At 53.7% G+C, this 18,892-nt stretch carries 22 protein-coding genes and 1 pseudogene; 8 read left to right on the forward strand and 15 right to left on the reverse strand.

Annotated elements, in window-relative coordinates:
* Positions 1-101 precede the first annotated feature (101 nt).
* Positions 102-1,249, forward strand: a protein-coding gene (locus L463_RS0122730; protein ID WP_088581786.1) for an IS3 family transposase whose coding sequence is annotated in 2 segments (ribosomal slippage) — positions 102-339 and positions 339-1,249 — 1,149 coding nt in all. Because the reading frame shifts where the segments join, the coding sequence is not laid out codon by codon here.
* Here the strand turns inward: L463_RS0122730 and L463_RS0122735 are convergent.
* The 3 genes from L463_RS0122735 to L463_RS10390 all read right to left on the reverse strand — a co-directional run bounded on the left by L463_RS0122735 (position 1,246) and on the right by L463_RS10390 (position 4,338).
* The gene (locus tag L463_RS0122735) at positions 1,246-1,704 is read right to left on the reverse strand and encodes a hypothetical protein (RefSeq protein WP_050596930.1); all 459 of its coding nucleotides are present in this window, start codon (positions 1,702-1,704) and stop codon (positions 1,246-1,248) included. The genes L463_RS0122730 and L463_RS0122735 overlap by 4 nt on opposite strands.
* A gap of 330 nt (positions 1,705-2,034) precedes the next feature.
* The gene (mdtG, locus tag L463_RS10395; RefSeq protein ID WP_017384746.1) at positions 2,035-3,270 is read right to left on the reverse strand and encodes a multidrug efflux MFS transporter MdtG; all 1,236 of its coding nucleotides are present in this window, start codon (positions 3,268-3,270) and stop codon (positions 2,035-2,037) included.
* Between the two features lie 141 nt (positions 3,271-3,411).
* A complete protein-coding gene (locus tag L463_RS10390; RefSeq protein ID WP_003858019.1) occupies positions 3,412-4,338 on the reverse strand; it encodes a Kdo(2)-lipid IV(A) acyltransferase in 927 nt (308 codons plus the stop codon).
* Between the two features lie 218 nt (positions 4,339-4,556).
* On the opposite strand from L463_RS10390, the gene L463_RS10385 reads away from it, so the two are divergent.
* Positions 4,557-5,606, forward strand: a complete 1,050-nt coding sequence (locus L463_RS10385; RefSeq protein WP_032104448.1) for an oxygen-dependent tRNA uridine(34) hydroxylase TrhO — start codon at positions 4,557-4,559, stop codon at positions 5,604-5,606.
* 38 nt (positions 5,607-5,644) lie between these two features.
* Here L463_RS10385 and L463_RS10380 read toward each other — a convergent pair whose 3' ends face one another.
* From L463_RS10380 to mdtH, 9 genes and pseudogenes are all read right to left on the reverse strand, one after another.
* Positions 5,645-6,223 (reverse strand): YceI family protein, encoded by a 579-nt coding sequence (locus L463_RS10380; protein ID WP_022650779.1) that lies wholly within the window; start codon positions 6,221-6,223, stop codon positions 5,645-5,647.
* A gap of 1 nt (position 6,224) precedes the next feature.
* Entirely contained in the window at positions 6,225-6,791 is a 567-nt protein-coding gene (locus tag L463_RS10375) for a cytochrome b (protein WP_017384743.1), read from the reverse strand.
* Positions 6,792-7,018: 227 nt separating this feature from the next.
* Positions 7,019-7,132, reverse strand: a complete 114-nt coding sequence (locus L463_RS10370; protein WP_003858014.1) for a YceO family protein — start codon at positions 7,130-7,132, stop codon at positions 7,019-7,021.
* A gap of 50 nt (positions 7,133-7,182) precedes the next feature.
* Positions 7,183-8,301, reverse strand: a complete 1,119-nt coding sequence (gene solA, locus L463_RS10365) for an N-methyl-L-tryptophan oxidase (protein WP_032104074.1) — start codon at positions 8,299-8,301, stop codon at positions 7,183-7,185.
* 114 nt (positions 8,302-8,415) lie between these two features.
* Positions 8,416-8,670 (reverse strand): biofilm formation regulator BssS, encoded by a 255-nt coding sequence (gene bssS, locus L463_RS10360; protein WP_015570838.1) that lies wholly within the window; start codon positions 8,668-8,670, stop codon positions 8,416-8,418.
* A gap of 274 nt (positions 8,671-8,944) precedes the next feature.
* Complete coding sequence (dinI, locus tag L463_RS10355) at positions 8,945-9,190, reverse strand: DNA damage-inducible protein I (RefSeq protein WP_017384741.1); 246 nt, start codon at positions 9,188-9,190, stop codon at positions 8,945-8,947.
* A 74-nt stretch (positions 9,191-9,264) separates the two neighbouring features.
* Entirely contained in the window at positions 9,265-10,311 is a 1,047-nt protein-coding gene (gene pyrC, locus L463_RS10350) for a dihydroorotase (protein ID WP_032104075.1), read from the reverse strand.
* Between the two features lie 128 nt (positions 10,312-10,439).
* Positions 10,440-11,000, reverse strand: a complete 561-nt coding sequence (locus L463_RS10345) for a lipoprotein (RefSeq protein WP_023305855.1) — start codon at positions 10,998-11,000, stop codon at positions 10,440-10,442.
* A gap of 104 nt (positions 11,001-11,104) precedes the next feature.
* Positions 11,105-12,301, reverse strand: a pseudogene (gene mdtH / locus L463_RS10340) (multidrug efflux MFS transporter MdtH); the annotation flags it as partial.
* A 236-nt stretch (positions 12,302-12,537) separates the two neighbouring features.
* On the opposite strand from mdtH, the gene rimJ reads away from it, so the two are divergent.
* The 4 genes from rimJ (at position 12,538) to murJ (ending at position 16,373) form a co-directional block, all read left to right on the forward strand.
* Positions 12,538-13,122, forward strand: coding sequence for a ribosomal protein S5-alanine N-acetyltransferase (gene rimJ, locus L463_RS10335; protein ID WP_003858007.1), 585 nt, complete (start codon positions 12,538-12,540; stop codon positions 13,120-13,122).
* Positions 13,123-13,131: 9 nt separating this feature from the next.
* Entirely contained in the window at positions 13,132-13,782 is a 651-nt protein-coding gene (locus L463_RS10330) for a YceH family protein (protein WP_032104077.1), read from the forward strand.
* Positions 13,783-13,784: 2 nt separating this feature from the next.
* Entirely contained in the window at positions 13,785-14,708 is a 924-nt protein-coding gene (locus tag L463_RS10325; protein ID WP_032104078.1) for a Gfo/Idh/MocA family protein, read from the forward strand.
* Positions 14,709-14,837: 129 nt separating this feature from the next.
* Entirely contained in the window at positions 14,838-16,373 is a 1,536-nt protein-coding gene (gene murJ, locus L463_RS10320; protein WP_017384735.1) for a murein biosynthesis integral membrane protein MurJ, read from the forward strand.
* Between the two features lie 59 nt (positions 16,374-16,432).
* Here the strand turns inward: murJ and flgN are convergent, their stop codons facing one another.
* From flgN to flgA, 3 genes are all read right to left on the reverse strand, one after another.
* Positions 16,433-16,858, reverse strand: a complete 426-nt coding sequence (gene flgN / locus L463_RS10315) for a flagella biosynthesis chaperone FlgN (RefSeq protein WP_003858003.1) — start codon at positions 16,856-16,858, stop codon at positions 16,433-16,435.
* 4 nt (positions 16,859-16,862) lie between these two features.
* Complete coding sequence (flgM, locus tag L463_RS10310; RefSeq protein ID WP_003858002.1) at positions 16,863-17,156, reverse strand: flagellar biosynthesis anti-sigma factor FlgM; 294 nt, start codon at positions 17,154-17,156, stop codon at positions 16,863-16,865.
* Between the two features lie 93 nt (positions 17,157-17,249).
* On the reverse strand, positions 17,250-17,909 hold the full coding sequence (gene flgA, locus L463_RS10305) for a flagellar basal body P-ring formation chaperone FlgA (protein WP_023296301.1): 660 nt from the start codon (positions 17,907-17,909) through the stop codon (positions 17,250-17,252).
* Positions 17,910-18,066: 157 nt separating this feature from the next.
* On the opposite strand from flgA, the gene flgB reads away from it, so the two are divergent.
* On the forward strand, positions 18,067-18,483 hold the full coding sequence (flgB, locus tag L463_RS10300) for a flagellar basal body rod protein FlgB (protein WP_003857999.1): 417 nt from the start codon (positions 18,067-18,069) through the stop codon (positions 18,481-18,483).
* 3 nt (positions 18,484-18,486) lie between these two features.
* A complete protein-coding gene (gene flgC, locus L463_RS10295) occupies positions 18,487-18,891 on the forward strand; it encodes a flagellar basal body rod protein FlgC (RefSeq protein WP_003857997.1) in 405 nt (134 codons plus the stop codon).
* The last annotated feature ends 1 nt before the right edge of the window (position 18,892 follow it).

Raw genomic sequence — 18,892 nt, forward strand, 5'->3', positions numbered from 1 at the left:
TTGGGCTTGATAAAGATAAGTAAGTACTATGTCAGGAATGAATCGCCACGGGTTTAACAGACACCTCAGAGTCATTTAAGATGGCTTAAAGAGAGGTGCCCATGAGCGGTAAGCGTTATCCCGAAGAGTTTAAAACTGAAGCAGTCAAACAGGTTGTTGATCGCGGTTATTCTGTTGCCAGCGTTGCAACACGTCTCGATATCACCACCCACAGCCTTTACGCCTGGATAAAGAAGTACGGTCCGGATTCTTCCGCTAATAAAGAACAGTCAGATGCTCAGGCCGAGATCCGCCGTCTCCAGAAAGAGCTGAAGCGGGTTACCGACGAACGGGACATATTAAAAAAAGCCGCGGCGTACTTCGCAAAGCTGTCCGACTGAGGTACGCCTTTATCCGTGACAACACCTGTTGCTGGCCTGTTCGCCTGCTCTGTCGGGTGCTGGATGTTCATCCCAGTGGTTTTTACGCCTGGCTTCAGCAGCCGCATTCACAACGCCATCAGGCAGACCTGAGACTGACAGGACAGATTAAACAGTTCTGGCTGGAATCGGGATGCGTCTATGGTTATCGCAAAATCCATCTGGATCTGCGGGACAGCGGGCAACAGTGCGGAGTGAACAGAGTCTGGCGACTGATGAAACGTGTCGGGATAAAGGCTCAGGTCGGATACCGGAGCCCGCGGGCACGTAAAGGCGAGGCCAGTATCGTGTCGCCCAACAGGCTCCAGCGACAGTTCAATCCGGATGCTCCGGATAAGCGTTGGGTAACGGACATAACCTACATCAGGACCCACGAAGGCTGGCTGTATCTTGCCGTGGTTGTTGATCTGTTCTCACGCAAAATTATCGGCTGGTCCATGCAATCCCGGATGACAAAGGACATTGTCCTGAACGCACTGCTGATGGCTGTATGGCGCCGTAATCCCCAAAAACAGGTGCTGGTTCATTCGGATCAGGGCAGTCAGTACACAAGCCATGAGTGGCAGTCGTTCCTGAAATCACACGGCCTGGAGGGCAGCATGAGCCGTCGCGGTAACTGCCATGATAATGCGGTTGCAGAAAGCTTTTTCCAGTTGTTGAAACGCGAACGGATAAAGAAAAAGAGCTACGGAACGCGGGAAGAAGCCCGCAGCGATATTTTTGATTACATCGAAATGTTTTATAACAGTAAGCGTCGGCATGGTTCCAGCGATCAGATGTCACCGACAGAATATGAAAACCAGTATTATCAACGGCTAGGAAGTGTCTAGATTATCCGTGGCGATTCAGGAAAGCCTTTATATAAATAATTGATTTTATTTTTTATGTTGTGAGTTTCTTTCAATAAATTAGCGTACGTAGAAGATAAGGCTAAAAAATTATCTTTATAAGATATTAGTTTCTCTATGCTCTCACGCCTGTCAAGCTCAGCATCAATACGATTTCTTTCCTGTATATATTGCGTGTGCTCACCAAAGTACTTATCCCCACAAATGCCTCCAATTAAACCTTCATGTCCAGTATCATCAACACCAAGATATCCATGCTGATGTTTTTGACCACAGTTCCCATGCTCGGTTTTTACCTGGCACTTCACACTCTCACTAAGATGATAGCGTCCTACAAGAGAACGAAAACTTTTAACAGTAATTTCTAAATCAGAAGAAAAATTAGGGCGTGAGGTAATTTGTTCTATTGTTGCAAAAGATTCTGAATTATCTGCCATTACATTTCCTTATCTTTGCGTACTGTTTGGATGAACAGCTTGTGAGAATATACACCCCTTATAGGGAGCTTTCAATGACGTATGAAGTATAAGGTTATAGGTGAAGCGTGTTTAAAACGAACCCGGGGATTTTGAAAGGACGGACTGATACAGCCGAAGGCTAAAGTACGTACTTATGACCGTAAATGTAATGACATAAAACATCTATGTATTTTACTTTACGCTGCTTCCAGCGTGGCGTACATGGTCATTGGTGTCTCCCTGTTTTTCGTGAAGGTATTCAGGGAAAGAATAGCTGATTATGTGATTTTGCAAGTATGAATGCGAAAATTAGCCGTCACGATGTTGTCTTATTCGCGCCGGGCGTAGCGCCCGGGATAAGCTGAGCCACGAATAAACGGCGTTGAACAGCACGACGCCTGCCGTCACGATAAAGACTGCCCGGAAACCGAAGCTGGCCGAAATCCCCGCGCCGACCAGCGGTCCGGTGACGTTACCCAGATCGCGAAACGACTGGTTATAACTGAAAATACGACCGGCTATCTGGTTGGTGGAGTTATAGACCAGCAGCGTCTGTACAGCCGGGAGTAGCGCACCATCCGCAGCCCCCAGCAGGAAGCGCAGGACGCCGAGCTGCCACGGAGACTGCACCAACGCCATGGGGATCAGCAGCAGGACGGAGACGATCAGGGCGCAGATCAGGATCTTTTCCGGGCCGATACGGTCTCCCAGCTTGCCGAGCCTCGGCGCGCTCAGTAGCGCCGCCACGCCGGGAACAGAGGCGATTAGGCCGCTGATAAAGGCGATATTACTGACGTTTCCCGCCAGGTCGCGTACGTAGAGCGTCAGTATAGGCGCGATTGAACCGGTGGCCACCTGGATAATCATGGTGGTTACAAACAGGCTCAGCACCAGCTTTGGGTTTTTCAGCGAGGCCAGCACATCCCGGGCGTGCAGCATCTCTTTTTTGGCCACGGGCGTGAAATTCTCGCGGATACAGATAAGCGTCACCAGGAAGCAGAGGAACAGCACGCTGGCGGTAATGAAGAATACCGGCCGCAGTCCGTAGTGGTCGGCCAGCAGCCCGCCCGCCAGTGGGCCCAGCAGTGCGCCGCTTACGCCGCCAGTGGATAGCGTGCCCAACGCCCAGCCGCTTTTCTGGCGCGGGATTTGGGTGGCGATCAGGGCGTTGGCGTTAGGGATAAATCCCCCGAGCAGGCCCAGAAGCGCACGTAGTATCAGGAACTGCCAGACATTCTGCGCCACCCCCATCAGCAGCATAATGATCGCCATGCCGAGCGCGGAGCGCAGCAGCATAATTTTGCGGCCTTTGCGATCCGCCAGCCCACCCCAGAAAGGCGACGCAATGGCGGAGAACAGGAACGTAATGCTGAACACCAGGCCGGACCACATATTCAGGGCGCTATGTCCGGTGACGCCGAGCTGTTCAACGTAGAGGGGCAGGAAGGGCATCACCAGGCTAAAGGCGGCGCCAGTAAGAAAACAACCCAGCCACGCAACCGTCAGGTTACGTTTCCAGTTTATGGGAGCATCTGTGGGGGACATAACTATCCGCATAATGAGGTGCAGGGCACCGTGAACAGTGAGGTAATAAGCCTGCTAATTATGCGCCCGGGGTATGATTGCCGCAATGACGGGGAGCTTTTAAAGCTAAAACAACATGCGGCCCGGAAGGCCGCATGCAGGTTAATACCGGGAAGGGACGCCCTGAGGCCGGGTTTTAAAGCGGCGATGCAGCCACATGTACTGCTCCGGGGCGAGCATAATGCATTTCTCGACAACGCCGTTCATCCAGCGCGCGGTGGTTTCCGCATCAATCAGCGGCGGCGCGAGTTCCGGCTCCAGCATGATGAGCTGATAGCCTGAACCGTCTGGTTTACGGCGCGGCACAAACGGCACGATAGCCGCTTTGGACATCCGCGCCAGCATCCAGGTCCCGGTGGTCGTCGCTGCATCTTCCACCGCAAAGAACGGGACAAATACGCTGGATTGCGGGCCATAGTCATGATCCGGGGCATACCAGACCACTTCACCTGATTTCAGGGCGCGGATCATCCCTTTCAGGTCTTTGCGATCGATCATGCTTTTATTGGAGCGCATGCGTCCGTTGGTCTGGATCAAATCGATCACCGGATTATCGTTAGGACGATAAACGCCTATACCCGGCGCCTGCATGCCGAACATCCGCGCGCCAATTTCGAGCGTCAGGAAATGAACGCCAATCAGCAGGACGCCAGTCTGGTTGGCCTGAAGAGTATGCACCGGCTCCATGCCGGTCCCGGCCACTTCCGTCCAGCGCGCCATGCGTTTATCCGACCAGAACCAGGCCATACCGGTCTCCATCAGCCCCATGCCGACAGATTCGAAGTTTTTAACCACCATGTCGTGGCGCTCAGATTCACTCATCTGAGGAAAACAAAGCTCAAGGTTACGATACGCGATCCTGGCGCGACGCTTCATAAACTGCTGAGCAATGCGGCCCAGTCCTTTACCCATGCGGAAAATGACGGGATAAGGCAACTGTACAATTAGCCACAACAAGCCAATGCCTGACCATGTTAACCAATAGCGGGGATGCAAAAGCGCGGCAGTAAATTTCGGTAACTGGGTCATGTCTGTCCTGTGTTCTAACGTCCTGAAAGGATATTGTCTCATTTTTTAAGGCATAGCCAAAATGTCTGTCATCGAAACATGAAAGAATATGCAAATGTTAAGTCTGATTAATCAGGTTGACTGAAATGTAGCGTAAATTGTGTGGATGTAAATTGTCTTTGTTTGCTATATCATGCCGACCGATTTTTAATTCTCAACGATTGCAGGACTTGTACACCATGCCAGTGTTACACAACCGCGTTTCGAATGAGATGTTGAAAGCGCGTATGTTGGCCGAAACCGAACCGCGCACAACGATCTCTTTCTATAAGTATTTCACCATCGATGATCCCCAGGCGACCCGCGATGTGCTTTACCAGGCTTTCACCGCCCTGAACGTGTTTGGTCGCGTCTATCTGGCGCGTGAGGGGATTAACGCGCAGATCAGCGTGCCGGAAAGCAAGGTCAGCGCCTTCCGCGACCTCCTTTACGGGTTTGATCCGGCGCTTAACGGCGTACGCCTGAACATTGCGCTGGATGATGACGGTAAATCATTCTGGGTGCTGCGCATGAAGGTGCGCGAGCGTATTGTAGCGGATGGCATTGACGATCCGAGCTTCAATGCCGCTAATGTGGGGGAGTACCTGAAGGCCGCTGAAGTGAACGCGATGCTCGACGATCCGGATGCGGTGTTCATTGATATGCGTAACCACTACGAATATGAAGTGGGGCACTTCGAGAATGCGATGGAAATTCCTGCCGACACCTTCCGCGAGCAACTGCCAAAAGCCGTTGAGATGATGCAGGAGCATAAAGACAAAAAGATCGTGATGTACTGCACCGGGGGGATCCGCTGTGAAAAAGCCAGCGCCTGGATGAAGCACAACGGGTTTAATAAAGTCTGGCACATTGAGGGTGGGATCATTGAGTATGCCCGTCGCGCCCGTGAGCAGGGTTTACCGGTGCGTTTTATCGGTAAGAACTTTGTGTTTGACGAGCGTATGGGCGAGCGAATTTCAGAGGACGTGATCGCGCACTGCCACCAGTGCGGTACGCCGTGCGATACGCATACCAACTGCAAAAACGACGGATGTCATCTGCTGTTTATTCAGTGCCCTGCATGTGCCGAGAAGTTTAATGGCTGCTGTAGCGAGCTGTGCAGTGAAGAGAGTATGTTGCCTGAAGAAGAGCAACGTCGTCGCCGTGCCGGACGCGAGAACGGGAATAAGATCTTTAATAAATCCCGGGGCCGACTGAATACCAAACTGGGTATTCCGGACCCGGAGTAAAACACTGCCCGGCGGCGCGAAAGCCTGCCGGGCCTGTTTTATGACTTCTGCTGAACGCCTTCCACCGAAATAATCAACTCAACATCCTGCGATGCCGGGCCTAAATCCGTGGTGATATTAAAATCTTTCAGATGAATTTTGCCTGCGGCTTCAAAGCCAGCACGTTTGCCACCCCACGGATCGTCGCCCTGTCCAATTAATTTGGCATCCAGTGTGACCGGTTTTGTTACGCCGTTCAGCGTCAGATTACCGGTAATAGCGAGCTTATCACCGTCTTTCTTCACCTCTGTCGACGCGAAAGTAGCTTGCGGGAATTTGCCCACGTTCAGAAATTCAGCGCTGCGCAGATGTTTATCACGCTCGGCGTGATTAGTGTCGACGCTGTTGGTATTAATGGTGACGTTCACTTTATCGGCAGCAGGGTTTTTCTCGTCGAAAGTAAATGTGCCATCGAAATCATTGAATGTGCCATATAACCAGCTGTAACCCAGATGCTGAATACGGAAATTGACGAAGGCATGCTGGCCCTCTTTATCAATTTTATAGTCGGCGGCCAGGGCCGAACCGGTGGTAAATAGCAGCGAACCTAATGCGATACCCAACAGGCGTTTTTTCATTTTATGCTCCAGAGTCAACTGACGAACGGCCAAGCATGCGCTTCAGCGTATCGTCTTTATCAATAAAGTGGTGTTTCAGGGCCGCAAGGCCATGCAGGACAGACAGGATCACCACGCTCCATGCCAGCCACAGATGAACCACACCTGCGGTGTCAGCCTGTGAACCGGCGTCAGCCAGCGTGGCTGGGACGTCAAAAAGCCCAAACACGCTGATCGGTTTACCGTCTGCGGTCGAAATGAGATAACCGCTGATCAGAATGGCGAACAGCAGGGCATAGAGTGCGATATGTGCGCCAACAGCGCTTATGCGGGTAAGTCGGCCATGGCTTTTGGGCGCTGGAGGGGGCGGAGAGATATGTCGCCAGATCACGCGAAAAACCAGACCCATCATCAGCAGAACCCCAATGCTTTTGTGCAATTCGGGGGCCTGATGATACCAACCGTCATAATAGCTTAGTGTCACCATCCAGAGGCCGAGACCAAACATGGCATAGACGGCAAGTGCAAATAGCCAGTGTAAACACATGGATATTATTCCGTAGCGACGGGAGGAGTTACGCCATTGCATATGAATTTCCGTTCTCAAATGACTGAGCAATAAAAATGGACGGGTTAAATAAATAATGCAACTGAAAAAAATGAATAATGTATTTTATTTAATTTATTTCAGCGAATTTGAATATTTTTCCGCAATGTATTTCAATCGCTTCGTTCAATAAATTTGAGGTGACGTTTTTTAAAAAAATATAAGTTAAATAATTTTAAAGGAGTGTCAATAAACGTCAGCGAGAACTTTCAGAAGAATACAATGTAGATAACGTCAATGATCGCCAGCAGCGACCAAAGAACAATGTAGAGCATGAAATGCTCGCGGATGTTATTGATAAGGTAATTTACCAGTCTGCGCATCATGCCCCTCTCGCTAAACAGGCTCCGGTTATTCGGAGCCTGTAGAGGTATTATCGGTTAAAGCGCGAGAGCGCGAAGGGCTTGAGATCAAACGAAGGCGCGATCCCCTGCGCAAACTGGGCGGCGATTTCACCTAACACAGAGGCAAATTTAAACCCGTGACCGCTGAGCCCGGTTACGAGCAGGGTGTTATCGTGTCCCGGCAGGGTGTCGATGATAAAGTCTTCATCCGGGGTGTTGTCGTAGGTGCACGCTGCGCCGTAAAGCAACCCGCCTACGCCCGGCAGGATATTACGCAGGAACGTGAAGGCTTCGGAACCATCCTGCGGATAAGCGCCGTACGGCTTGCGTTCTTCCGCAGAGGAAATTACCTGCCCGCCGTTATGTTTGCCAATCTTGAGCGCGTCTTTTTCCGAGGGAAAACCGTAGAACTGGTCGCCATTGGGTAGCTCGCCTGTAAACGCCGGGAATTTGTTCTGACTGCTATAACGCCCGTCAGACTGGAACCAGGAGAAGACTTTTCGCACCGGCTGGATGGGCAGGTCCGGCAGCAGTTTCGTCACCCACGTTCCCGCACTCACCAGCAGACGCGTGGCGTTATATTCACCTTCAGAGGTGGTGACGGTTGAACCCTCTGCATGGTGGGTGATGTCCGTGACCGGACAGTTGAACAACTGTGCGCAGCCCGCTTTGGCGGCGAGATCAATCCAGGTCTTAATGGCCGTTTCGCTGTGCAGTACCCCGGAATTGGCTTCAAACAATCCAATGTAGTCTTCAGGAACAGAAATTTCCGGCCAGCGCGCCATGATGCCGTTTGCATCCAGACGCTCGACGTCCAGGCGGTAGGCTTTCGCGCTCTCCTCGACGGTCGCCAGAAACGTGGAGCTGGCTGGCCCCAGGTTAACGACCCCGGTGCGCTCAAAAATGCGATCTTCGGTGAGTGTGGCCAGCTCATCCCACAGCGTCTGAGCCCGAAGCACCAGCGGTACATAACGTTCACCTTCGCCGTAAGCGTGACGGATCAGACGGGTATCGCCGTGATGGCTTCCTTCAGAGTGGGGGGGAAGGTGGGCGTCAATCATCAGCACTTTCAGACCCGCCTGCGTGGCGTAATAACCGGCGGCAGATCCTACGGAGCCGCTTCCGATAATGATTAAATCGTATTTCATAGGCTTCTCTTTACTAACGCTTTGTTAGCAGAGTAATTAACTAAGTGGGCTTATACAAGAGCGAAATAAATAAGGCACCGCGAGGGTGCCTGTTGAGTGAAAAGGGGCATAAGGTCAATGCCGTTTATACTCATTTTCCTGATAGTCGCCAGATTCTATTTTTGCGATGCCTGCTTCTAAAATAGAGATAAACTGACGGGCGACGTCTGTTGTAAGCCACAGCGTCTGTCCAACTTCCGCTTCGTCACGGTTTTGCTGATTTGGGGTCTGGTAGTGCAAACGCAGCATCAGCGCATCGTAGCTGTCTACGGTGCTGATATCCCAGCCAACAAGCGGATGGGTCTGGATGACTTCACTATTCTTTTCCATTATAACCCCCTTAATGCGTGTTAGAAGACAACGACTTTGAGGTTCAATGCATGTTTTTCTGAAAGCAATTTCAGTATATCAATTAATAAGGGTTCAGAAGGAAAAAATAAACGGGTAGCAACACATTTTTCTGCTTTTTAGGATTGTTCGAACAATAAAACGCCATCTTGTTCACGATTTTCTAAGAAGATGCTGAAATATTTTGAACTTTCAGGAGACGAAACGAAAAAAAGCCGGGGCGACCCGGCAAAAAAACACAATGAGGGAGCAAATTTTAATCAGTGATGAACCAGTCGTCGGCGCTTTCCCATGTTTCCTGCAAAATTTCGCTGATGCGTTCTTTGTCTTCCTTCGCGCCGCCGATGACGGAAAGATGGTTTGCTGTCGCATAACGTACCGTTACGGCGCCATCGTTTTCAGGAAAAGTGCTGCTAATACGTCGGGATAGTTCACCCGCCAGAGCGTCGAGTGCGCCAGCAGGCAGGACGGTGGATTTGGCAATGGTGACTTCGATACGCATAAATGCCCCCTGTGTAATATACTGTTTATTTATACAGTTATATTGTCGCTTTGACAACAGGGGGCGCGATTTTTTTAGCGTTTTACCGTCCAGTTTACGGTTTCACCGGCCAGGAAGGGGATCAGCGTATCGTCGGTGAGCGCAATCGACGCTTCAACCTGGCTTTCTTTGCGCTCCAGCTCAATGAACGTGTCATTAACCGGCAGACCGTAGAAACGCGGGCCGTTAAGGGAGCAGAAGGCTTCGAAATGGTCTAACGCATTCATCTCTTCAAACACGGTTGCGTAACTTGCCAGGGCGGTCGGGGCGTTAAAGCAGCCTGCACAGCCGCAGCTCGCCTCTTTACGGTGACGGGCATGCGGGGCGGAATCCGTGCCGAGGAACGCGCGTGGAAAGCCGCTGGCGACCAGCTCACGTAGCGCCTGCTGGTGGATGTTGCGCTTGAGGATCGGCAGACAATACAGATGTGGGCGAACGCCGCCCACCAGCATGTGGTTACGGTTAAACATCAGGTGCTGAGGGGTGATGGTGGCGGCAATCAGCTCGTTTCCATCCCGGACATACTCTGCGGCATCTTTAGTCGTAATGTGTTCAAACACCACTTTCAGCCCAGGAAGACGCTGGCGCAGCGGCTCCATGACCGTTTCGATAAAACGTGCTTCGCGATCGAAAATATCAATGTCAGCGTGGGTCACTTCCCCGTGCACCAGCAGCGGCATGCCCAGTTTTTGCATACGCTCCAGAACGGGCATGATGGCGTCAATGCTGGTCACCCCATGGCTGGAGTTGGTGGTGGCATTCGCCGGGTAGAGCTTCGCGGCGGTGAATATACCTTCGTTAAACCCGCGCTCAACTTCATTCGGATCCAGCGAGTCCGTCAGATAGCAGGTCATCAATGGGGTAAAATCGTGTCCGGCCGGAACGGCGTCAAGGATACGCTGGCGATAGGCAATCGCGGCCTCGACGGTAGTGACTGGCGGAACCAGGTTAGGCATAACAATCGCACGGCCATAAATTTCGCTGGTATACGGCACGACGGTTTTCAGCATGTCGCCATCACGAAGATGGATATGCCAGTCGTCTGGGCGGCGGATTTTGAGAACCTGGGATTGTACAGTCATGGAAGCTCCGGCTTGAAAGAGATCAGTCATAAGAGGGCTGTTTTTGCCGGACACAAATCATAAGCGGAAACGTTTTCGTTTGCACACTATTCCGTTAAAAAAAACGGGCGCCTGAGCGCCCGGAGTGTTTAGTCGGTGAAAGGGATGATGATTTCACCCGGTTTCACCTCTATCCCTTTGGCATATTTTTTCGCCAGAGATTCGCCTTTGCTCTTGTCTTCGCTCAGAACATAGGCAGGCTGTTGGTTAAAGTAGTTCTGCAACGACTGGTTGAGATACGGCATCAGCGTTTGCAGCACCGGTTTCATTTTATCCGGCGTCACAACCGCATCGACGATTTCCATCTCTTGCAGGAATATTGCCCCTTTCTCTTTATTAAAGACCGGCAGCGCCTTGAGCTTCAGCTTGATATCCGCTTTCTGATTGCCGAAGAGCGAGGTCATATCGAGGCTGGCATCGCCGGAAAGGGTGACTTTGTTAGGCTCCTCGCGCCCAATCTGGCTGGCGAGATTCGTCAGGACGATATGCGCATCCGCAAGGCCGGGCACGCCGATATCTTTTGAAAAGTTATTATGTTTTTCCAGCGCCTGATTAATTTCCTGCTCACTGACGGTGTACTGCGTAAGCTGGTTACATCCCACCAGCAGACCACTGACAATTAACGCAGCGGCAATAACGATCTTTTTCATGGCGTTCCTCAACATAAAATCGGCGCATCTGTCCTGATACGCCAGTATGTCAGGGTGATCCAACAGAAACCAGCAGAAAAAACTGATAGTGAAAGAGGGTTAGGCTCCAGCATCCCGCGGGTGCTGCGTTTATCACTGAACTGCCACCAGAGGGCAATCAGCGTCATAAAGCCGACCATGCCGAGCATGACCCACGGCAGCTCCGGCTGATGGAGCGCTTTTCCGGCATCAAACAGCCAGCCGCCACCGGTGTAACCCAGTGCGCCGCCAAGCGCCAGCCCGAGACGGCTGAAGCCCATGTAGCTGCCGCGGGCCCGGGCGTCGGCAAGTGACGCGCTCAGCGTTTCACGGGCTGGCTCGGCAATGATTGAGCCAATATAGAAGGTGCAGATGAGCATAAACAGTTGCTGAAGCGAACTCACCAGGCCGATGGGCATCATGCTCAGCGTCATCAGCAACAGCCCGGCCATCAGACGGTGCTCAAGCCGGAAACGGTGCTCGCTCCAGCGGGCAATCGGATAGAGCAGCGTCAGAGAGAGGCAGGCCTCAATGGCATACATCCATTTCACCGCTGCCGGCGTGCCGGCAATATCGTTAACCATAATGGGCAGCATCAGCATGACCTGCACGGCGAGCATGTAGTAGCCGGTCAGGGTTAACACATAGGTGACGAAGCGTTTATCGCTCAGCACGCGGTCAAGCCCTTCCCGCACAGGCGCCTTCACCGTCGACAGCTTCCACGCGGGCAGAAACAGACCGTTAAACAGCGCGCAGAGAATAAACAACACCGCGCCGGTGGCGCAAACCAGGCGGAAATCGTATTGCAGCAGCCAGCTTCCCAGCAGGGCGCCCACCACCGCGCCAGCGCTGTCCTGCATCATCAAAATCGAGAAGAAGCGCCCCCGGTGTTGCGGACGGATAAGCTTCACCACCAGCGCGGTACGCGGTGGGTCGAAAAGGGTGCCGCCAATCCCGGAAAGGAAACAGGAGAACCACAGCAGCCAGGGTTCATGAGCGATTGCCATGGTGGCGAATCCCGCCGCACGTAACAGCATGCCGGTAACGATCATCGGTTTCGCGCCGAAGCGGTCGGCTATTGCGCCGCCAAACACGCCCAGACCCTGTTGTACAAACTGGCGTAGACCCAGCGCGATCCCGACCATCAATGCCGCCCAGCCCATTTGATCGACAAAACGAATCGATATAAGCGGAAAAACGACAAAAAAGCCGAGCACGACCAGCATGTTATCGACGAGCAGGAAATATTTACCCAGGCTCCTGGCCTGTGATACGCGGGACATTTTCCCTCCAGGGAAAATAAAAGGTGAGCACGCTAACATTCTGCGGTGTCGCCGGGCTTTTTCCCATACCCGCTGGCGACAATATTTTTTTATCAAAAAGGTGCTTTGATAGAGAGTTCTCATCGAAAAATGTGAAAAGCGATCAAAATGGTATGTCACTGTTTTCACAGAAGGCACAGGCGCAGGTATAGTAAAGCTAACAGGCAGAGCAGAAGCGACGGGAAGGAGTGGTAACGATGTTTGGCTATCGCAGTAATGTGCCAAAAGTGCGTCTGACGACGGACAGGCTGGTCGTTCGTCTGGTGCATGAGCGTGATGCCTGGCGTCTGGCGGATTATTACGCCGAGAATCGCCAGTTTTTAAAACCCTGGGAACCCGTTCGGGACGAGAGCCACTGCTACCCCTCTGGCTGGCAGGCGCGCCTCAGTATGATTGCGGAATTTCATAAACAGGGAAGTGCGTTTTATTTCGCGCTTCTCGATCCGGAAGAGAAAGAGATCGTTGGCATTGCCAATTTTTCAAACGTGGTACGCGGGTCGTTTCACGCCTGTTACCTCGGGTACTCCATCGGCCAGAAATGGCAGGGGCAGGGGCTCATGTTTGAGGCGCTGACGGCGGCGATTCGCTACATGCAGCGCACGCAACATATCCATCGCATTATGGCCAACTACATGCCGCACAATAAGCGCAGCGGCGATCTGCTGGCCCGCCTGGGGTTTGAGAAAGAGGGCTATGCCAAAGATTATCTGCTGATTGATGGCGAGTGGCGGGACCATGTGCTCACCGCGCTCACCACGCAGGAGTGGACCGCGGGTCGTTAAGGAGAAAAAATGAAATATCAGTTAAATGGCGCCGAAGCGCGCGTGGTCGGCTGCCTTCTGGAAAAGCAGGTCACCACGCCGGAACAGTATCCACTGTCCGTGAATGCCGTCACGATGGCCTGCAACCAGAAGACGAACCGTGAACCGGTGATGAACCTTGGCGAGCACGAGGTGCAGGATACCCTTGACGAGCTGGTGAAGCGCCACTACCTGCGCACCGTCAGCGGCTTCGGTAATCGCGTCACTAAATATGAACAGCGCTTTTGTAATTCCGAATTTGGCGATTTAAAACTCAGCGCTGCGGAAGTGGCGGTGATCACCACGCTGCTGCTGCGCGGGGCGCAGACGCCGGGGGAACTGCGCACGCGCGCCTCTCGCATGCATGAATTTCGTGATATGCAGGACGTTGAACAGACGCTGGAGGGGCTGGCCTCACGCGAGGACGGTCCTTACGTGGTGCGTCTGCCCCGCGAGCCGGGCAAGCGTGAAAGCCGCTACATGCACCTGTTTAGCGGCGACGTGGAGGCCTCTGCGCTGTCCGTCGAATCCGACACGCCAGCATCAAACGACAGCCTGAACGCGCGCGTGGCGGCCCTGGAAGACGAGGTTGCCGGGCTGAAGCAGCGTCTGGATGCGTTACTCGCACATCTGGGAGATTAATCGTGACAACATTACGCATTGGTGTTGTGGGGCTGGGAGGGATCGCGCAAAAAGCCTGGCTGCCCGTTTTAGGCGCCGCGTCCGACTGGACGCTGCAAGGGGCGTGGTCGCCCACCCGCGAGAAAGCAGAGCGCATCTGCAAAACCTGGCGCATCCCTTATGCCGGTTCGCTACAGGATTTAGCCCGTGAATGTGATGCGGTATTTGTGCATACCTCAACCGCGACGCACTACCAGGTGGTGAGCGAGTTGCTTAACGCAGGCGTTCACGTCTGCGTGGATAAACCCCTGGCGGAAAATGTACAGGATGCTGAGCGACTGATTGAGCTGGCCGCGCGTAAAAAGCTGACGCTGATGGTCGGCTTCAACCGCCGTTTTGCACCGCTCTATCAGCAGCTTAAAGCACAGTCCGGCTCGTTCGCCTCTCTGCGTATGGATAAGCACCGTACCGACAGCGTGGGGCCGAACGATCTGCGCTTCACGCTGCTGGATGATTATCTCCATGTCGTGGATACGGCCCTGTGGCTGAGTAGCGGAAAAGCCCAGCTGCAAAGCGGCACGCTGCTGACCAACGAGCAGGGTGAGATGGTTTACGCCGAACATCATTTTGCCGTTGAGCATTTGCAGGTGACGACCAGCATGCATCGTCGGGCGGGCAGCCAGCGCGAGTCCGTGCAGGCCGTTACGGATGGCGCGCTGTATGACGTCACCGATATGCGAGAGTGGCGGGAAGAGAAGGGCAATGGCGTGGTCGCGTTACCGGTTCCCGGCTGGCAAAGCACCCTGGAGCAGCGTGGCTTCGTGGGCTGCGCGCGTCACTTCATCACCTGCGTGCAGAATCAGACGGTTCCTGAAACGTCCGGGGAGCAGGCTATTCTGGCGCAGCGCATTGTGGAACGACTCTGGCGCGAAGCCATGTCGGAATAACGCGTTGTAACATCTGCCGATAGTAATTCGTTGAAATCCGGTTAGACTAAGCGCCGCTTGTTGGCTTTGCCGGGTGGCGCTAACGCTTATCCGTCCTGGAAATCCGTAGGGTTGTGGAACTTCACGTTAATGAACTTATTAAAATCGCTGGCGGCCGTCAGCTCGATGACCATGTTTTCCCGCGTGCTTGGCTTTGCGCGCGATGCCATTGTGGCAAGGGTTTTTGGCGCCGGGATGGCGACTGACGCCTTTTTCGTCGCTTTTAAGCTGCCAAACCTGCTGCGCCGTATTTTTGCCGAAGGGGCCTTTTCACAGGCATTTGTTCCGATCCTCGCAGAATATAAAAGCAAACAGGGCGAAGATGCCACCCGCGTCTTTGTGGCCTACGTTTCCGGATTACTGACGCTGGCGCTGGCGATCGTGACCGTCCTGGGGATGCTGGCAGCGCCCTGGGTGATCATGGTGACGGCGCCGGGTTTTGCTGACACGGCGGATAAATTTGCCCTGACCACCCAACTGCTGCGTATAACCTTCCCCTATATTCTGCTGATTTCGCTGGCGTCGCTGGTGGGTGCCATCCTGAATACCTGGAACCGCTTCTCCGTTCCGGCCTTTGCCCCCACGTTCCTTAACGTCAGCATGATTGGCTTTGCGCTGTTCGCCGCGCCGCATTTTAACCCACCGGTGCTGGCGCTGGCCTGGGCCGTGACCGTCGGCGGCGTGTTACAGCTTGCTTACCAGCTTCCGCACCTGAAAAAAATCGGCATGCTGGTTCTGCCGCGCATTAATTTCAAAGATGCGGGCGCCATGCGCGTTATCAAACAGATGGGACCGGCGATACTCGGTGTGTCCGTTAGCCAGATCTCGCTGATCATCAATACCATCTTCGCCTCTTTCCTGGTGTCGGGCTCGGTGTCCTGGATGTACTACGCCGATCGTCTGATGGAGTTTCCATCCGGGGTGCTGGGCGTGGCGCTGGGGACTATTCTGCTGCCGTCGCTGTCGAAAAGTTTCGCCAGCGGCAACCACGATGAATACTGCCGCCTGATGGACTGGGGCCTGCGTCTCTGTTTTCTGCTGGCGCTGCCAAGCGCGGTGGCGCTGGGGATCCTGGCGAAACCGCTGACGGTGTCGTTGTTCCAGTATGGAAAGTTCACCGCCTTTGATGCCGCTATGACCCAGCGTGCGCTCGTAGCCTACTCGGTGGGGCTGATGGGGCTGATTGTCGTGAAGGTGCTTGCGCCCGGTTTCTATTCACGTCAGGACATCAAAACGCCGGTTAAGATTGCCATTGTGACGCTGATCATGACGCAGCTGATGAACCTGGCGTTTATTGGACCGCTGAAACACGCGGGGCTGTCATTGTCGATTGGTCTGGCGGCCTGTCTGAACGCCGGGCTGCTGTACTGGCAGCTGCGCAAGCAGGATATCTTCACACCGCAGCCGGGCTGGGCAAGCTTCCTGCTGCGTCTGGCGATTGCGGTAGTGGTGATGGCGGCCGCGCTGGTTGGCATGTTGTATGTCATGCCTGAGTGGGCGCAGGGCACCATGCCTTACCGCCTGATGCGTCTGATGGCCGTGGTGGTGGTCGGTGTGGTGGCGTACTTTGCCACGCTGGCAGTGCTTGGCTTCAAAGTGAAAGAGTTCACCCGCCGCACGGTATAAACGCCAAAAGGGGAGTTCACCAGAAGGTGCTCCCCGCTTCATGACGTGCCGCTACTGCGTCAAATCGAAATCTTTTTCCCACCCGTGATACGTGCCGTGGCCGTCTGACCATCCGCACCGTACAGCCCCGGCTCTTTATAGGGCTTTAACACTTCAAGCGCCTGCTGATTACGGATAATCTGTCCTTCCAGCAGCCAGCCGTTATGCTGGTTGAGATCGCGAAGATGCTGGGTTTTTTCTGTAATGGTCTGCCAGCGTTCGTTGATCTCATCATTGGCGCTGCGTTTCGCGTCTTGCTCAGCGCGTCGCTGTTTTTCCAGATAATCCAGGGTCGCCAGCAGCGAGCTTTTATCTTCAGTTATGCGTTGCAACGCGCTGCCGTTGATTTGACCAGAAGAGAGGTGGTGCTGTTCTGCATCCATCACCGTTTTCAGGTCGTTCAGGACCACCGTCATCTGATCCAGTATTTCTGACAGTCGACTCATACGGTTAGTTACTCTGGAGGAAACTCTGTGCGTCCTGAATCAGCGCATCAGCGATTTTGCTGGTATCCATTTTCAGTTCGCCGTTACGGATAGCCGTTTTCAGCGCTTCAACACGTTCCATGTTGATATCGCTGCTGCCTGGCTGCATCAGCTTCGACTGCGCATCGCTCAGCGTGACGCTGGTGCTGTTAGCCGTCGACGTTTTTTCCAGACGCGTTTTTTGCGGGGCAGCCTCATTCGTTTCGCGAGGTTGTACAGTGCTAACCGGCTTCAGGGCTGATGTACGATCAATGCTCATAGTGTTGTCCTCATCGAGGGTTCGCGGCGTTTGCGCCTGACATCATCATTTGTTGAATATTTATCGGCAGTCGCCGCGAAATCTTTAAAAAGATTACAGGTTAATCAGAATATTCCCATCAGGACCGACCGTGCCGCTGACCACCTGGCCTGAGGACATTCTGACCCGGGCATTTTGCGCCACTGCGGCATTATTCAGCGCTTTTCCTTCACTGTTGATACTAAAGCCTTCGCCATTGGCGACCACCATCACCTGTTGTCCCGCTTTCACCCGCCACGCCTGGCGCAGCATGGATAGCTGTATCGCCTGTCCAGGAGCGACATCGCGCAGGCTGACCGCCTCCTGAGCCTGGTTGATATCCAGCATCGTCCGCGGTGGAAGCTGATCCAGACGGCCTCGCTTCAGCGTTACGCTGTCAGGTTGCAGCAGGCTGCCCCGGGGAATGGGAACGGCGGCGACAACATAATTGCCCGTCGCCTGAACCGCAACCTGTAAGTAGCGTTTTTCGTTGGCGCAACGCGCCAGCACGTTCACGTTGCCCCATAAGCGGGTGCTGCCGGTCACGCTAAATGACGGGGCTTCGCAGGAAGGGTAAAGGTTAGGCGGGGTGCGCACGGTCACGCGTACGTCATCGCTGAAACCGGCCAGCTTCTGCGCAAAGAATGCATTGAGCTGGTCTTCTAACCCCTCAGCCTGCACCAGAGGGCTTAAAAGCAGTAGGGTCGCCGCCAGGCCACGTTTAAAAGTCCGCATCGCACGTTCCACCATGTCCAGAATTTAGCAAATTCTACCCGCAGTGGTTTTCCATCAACGCAACAAATAGCGACGCATTTTGCGCTTATTCCGTCGATAGGGGAGACGGGGTGAGATTTAAGCTGTGAACTGAAATTTTCTCATCAGCGGAGGAGACATGCTCGATAAACTCGACGCCGCGTTACGTTTTCAGCAGGAAGCGCTCAATTTACGCGCCCAGCGGCAGGAGATTTTAGCCGCCAATATCGCCAACGCGGATACCCCCGGGTATCAGGCGCGCGATATTGATTTTTCCAGTGAACTCAAAAAAGTGATGGAGCGTGGACGTGCCGAAGGAACGGGTGTCTCACTGGCCCTGACATCCTCACGTCATATTCCCGCTCAGGCGATGACCGCGCCAACGACCGACCTGCTTTACCGTATTCCCGATCAGCCCTCACTTGATGGCAATACCGTCGACATGGACCGGGAGCGCACACAGTTTGCCGATAACAGCCTGCAATACCAGACAGGTCTGACGCTACTCGGCGGGCAAATTAAAGGCATGATGACCGTCCTACAGGGGGGCAATTAGTAAATGGCCTTGCTGAATATTTTTGATATCGCCGGTTCGGCATTAACGGCGCAGTCCAAACGACTGAACGTGGCCGCCAGTAACCTGGCCAACGCCGACAGCGTGACCGGCCCTGACGGACAACCGTATCGCGCTAAGCAGGTTGTCTTCCAGGTTGATGCTGCACCGGGTGCGGCAACGGGCGGCGTTAAAGTGGCGGACGTGGTTGAGAGCCAGGCGCCCGACAAGCTGGTTTACGAGCCAGGCAACCCGCTCGCGGATGCCAGCGGCTACGTGAAAATGCCGAACGTGGATGTGGTCGGGGAGATGGTGAACTCCATGTCCGCGTCGCGCAGCTACCAGGCAAACGTCGAAGTGCTTAATACCGTGAAGAGCATGATGCTCAAAACACTCACTCTCGGCCAGTAAA

This window comes from Enterobacter sp. BIDMC 27, assembly GCF_000534415.1.
GTDB classification, from domain to species: Bacteria; Pseudomonadota; Gammaproteobacteria; order Enterobacterales; family Enterobacteriaceae; genus Enterobacter; species Enterobacter hormaechei_C.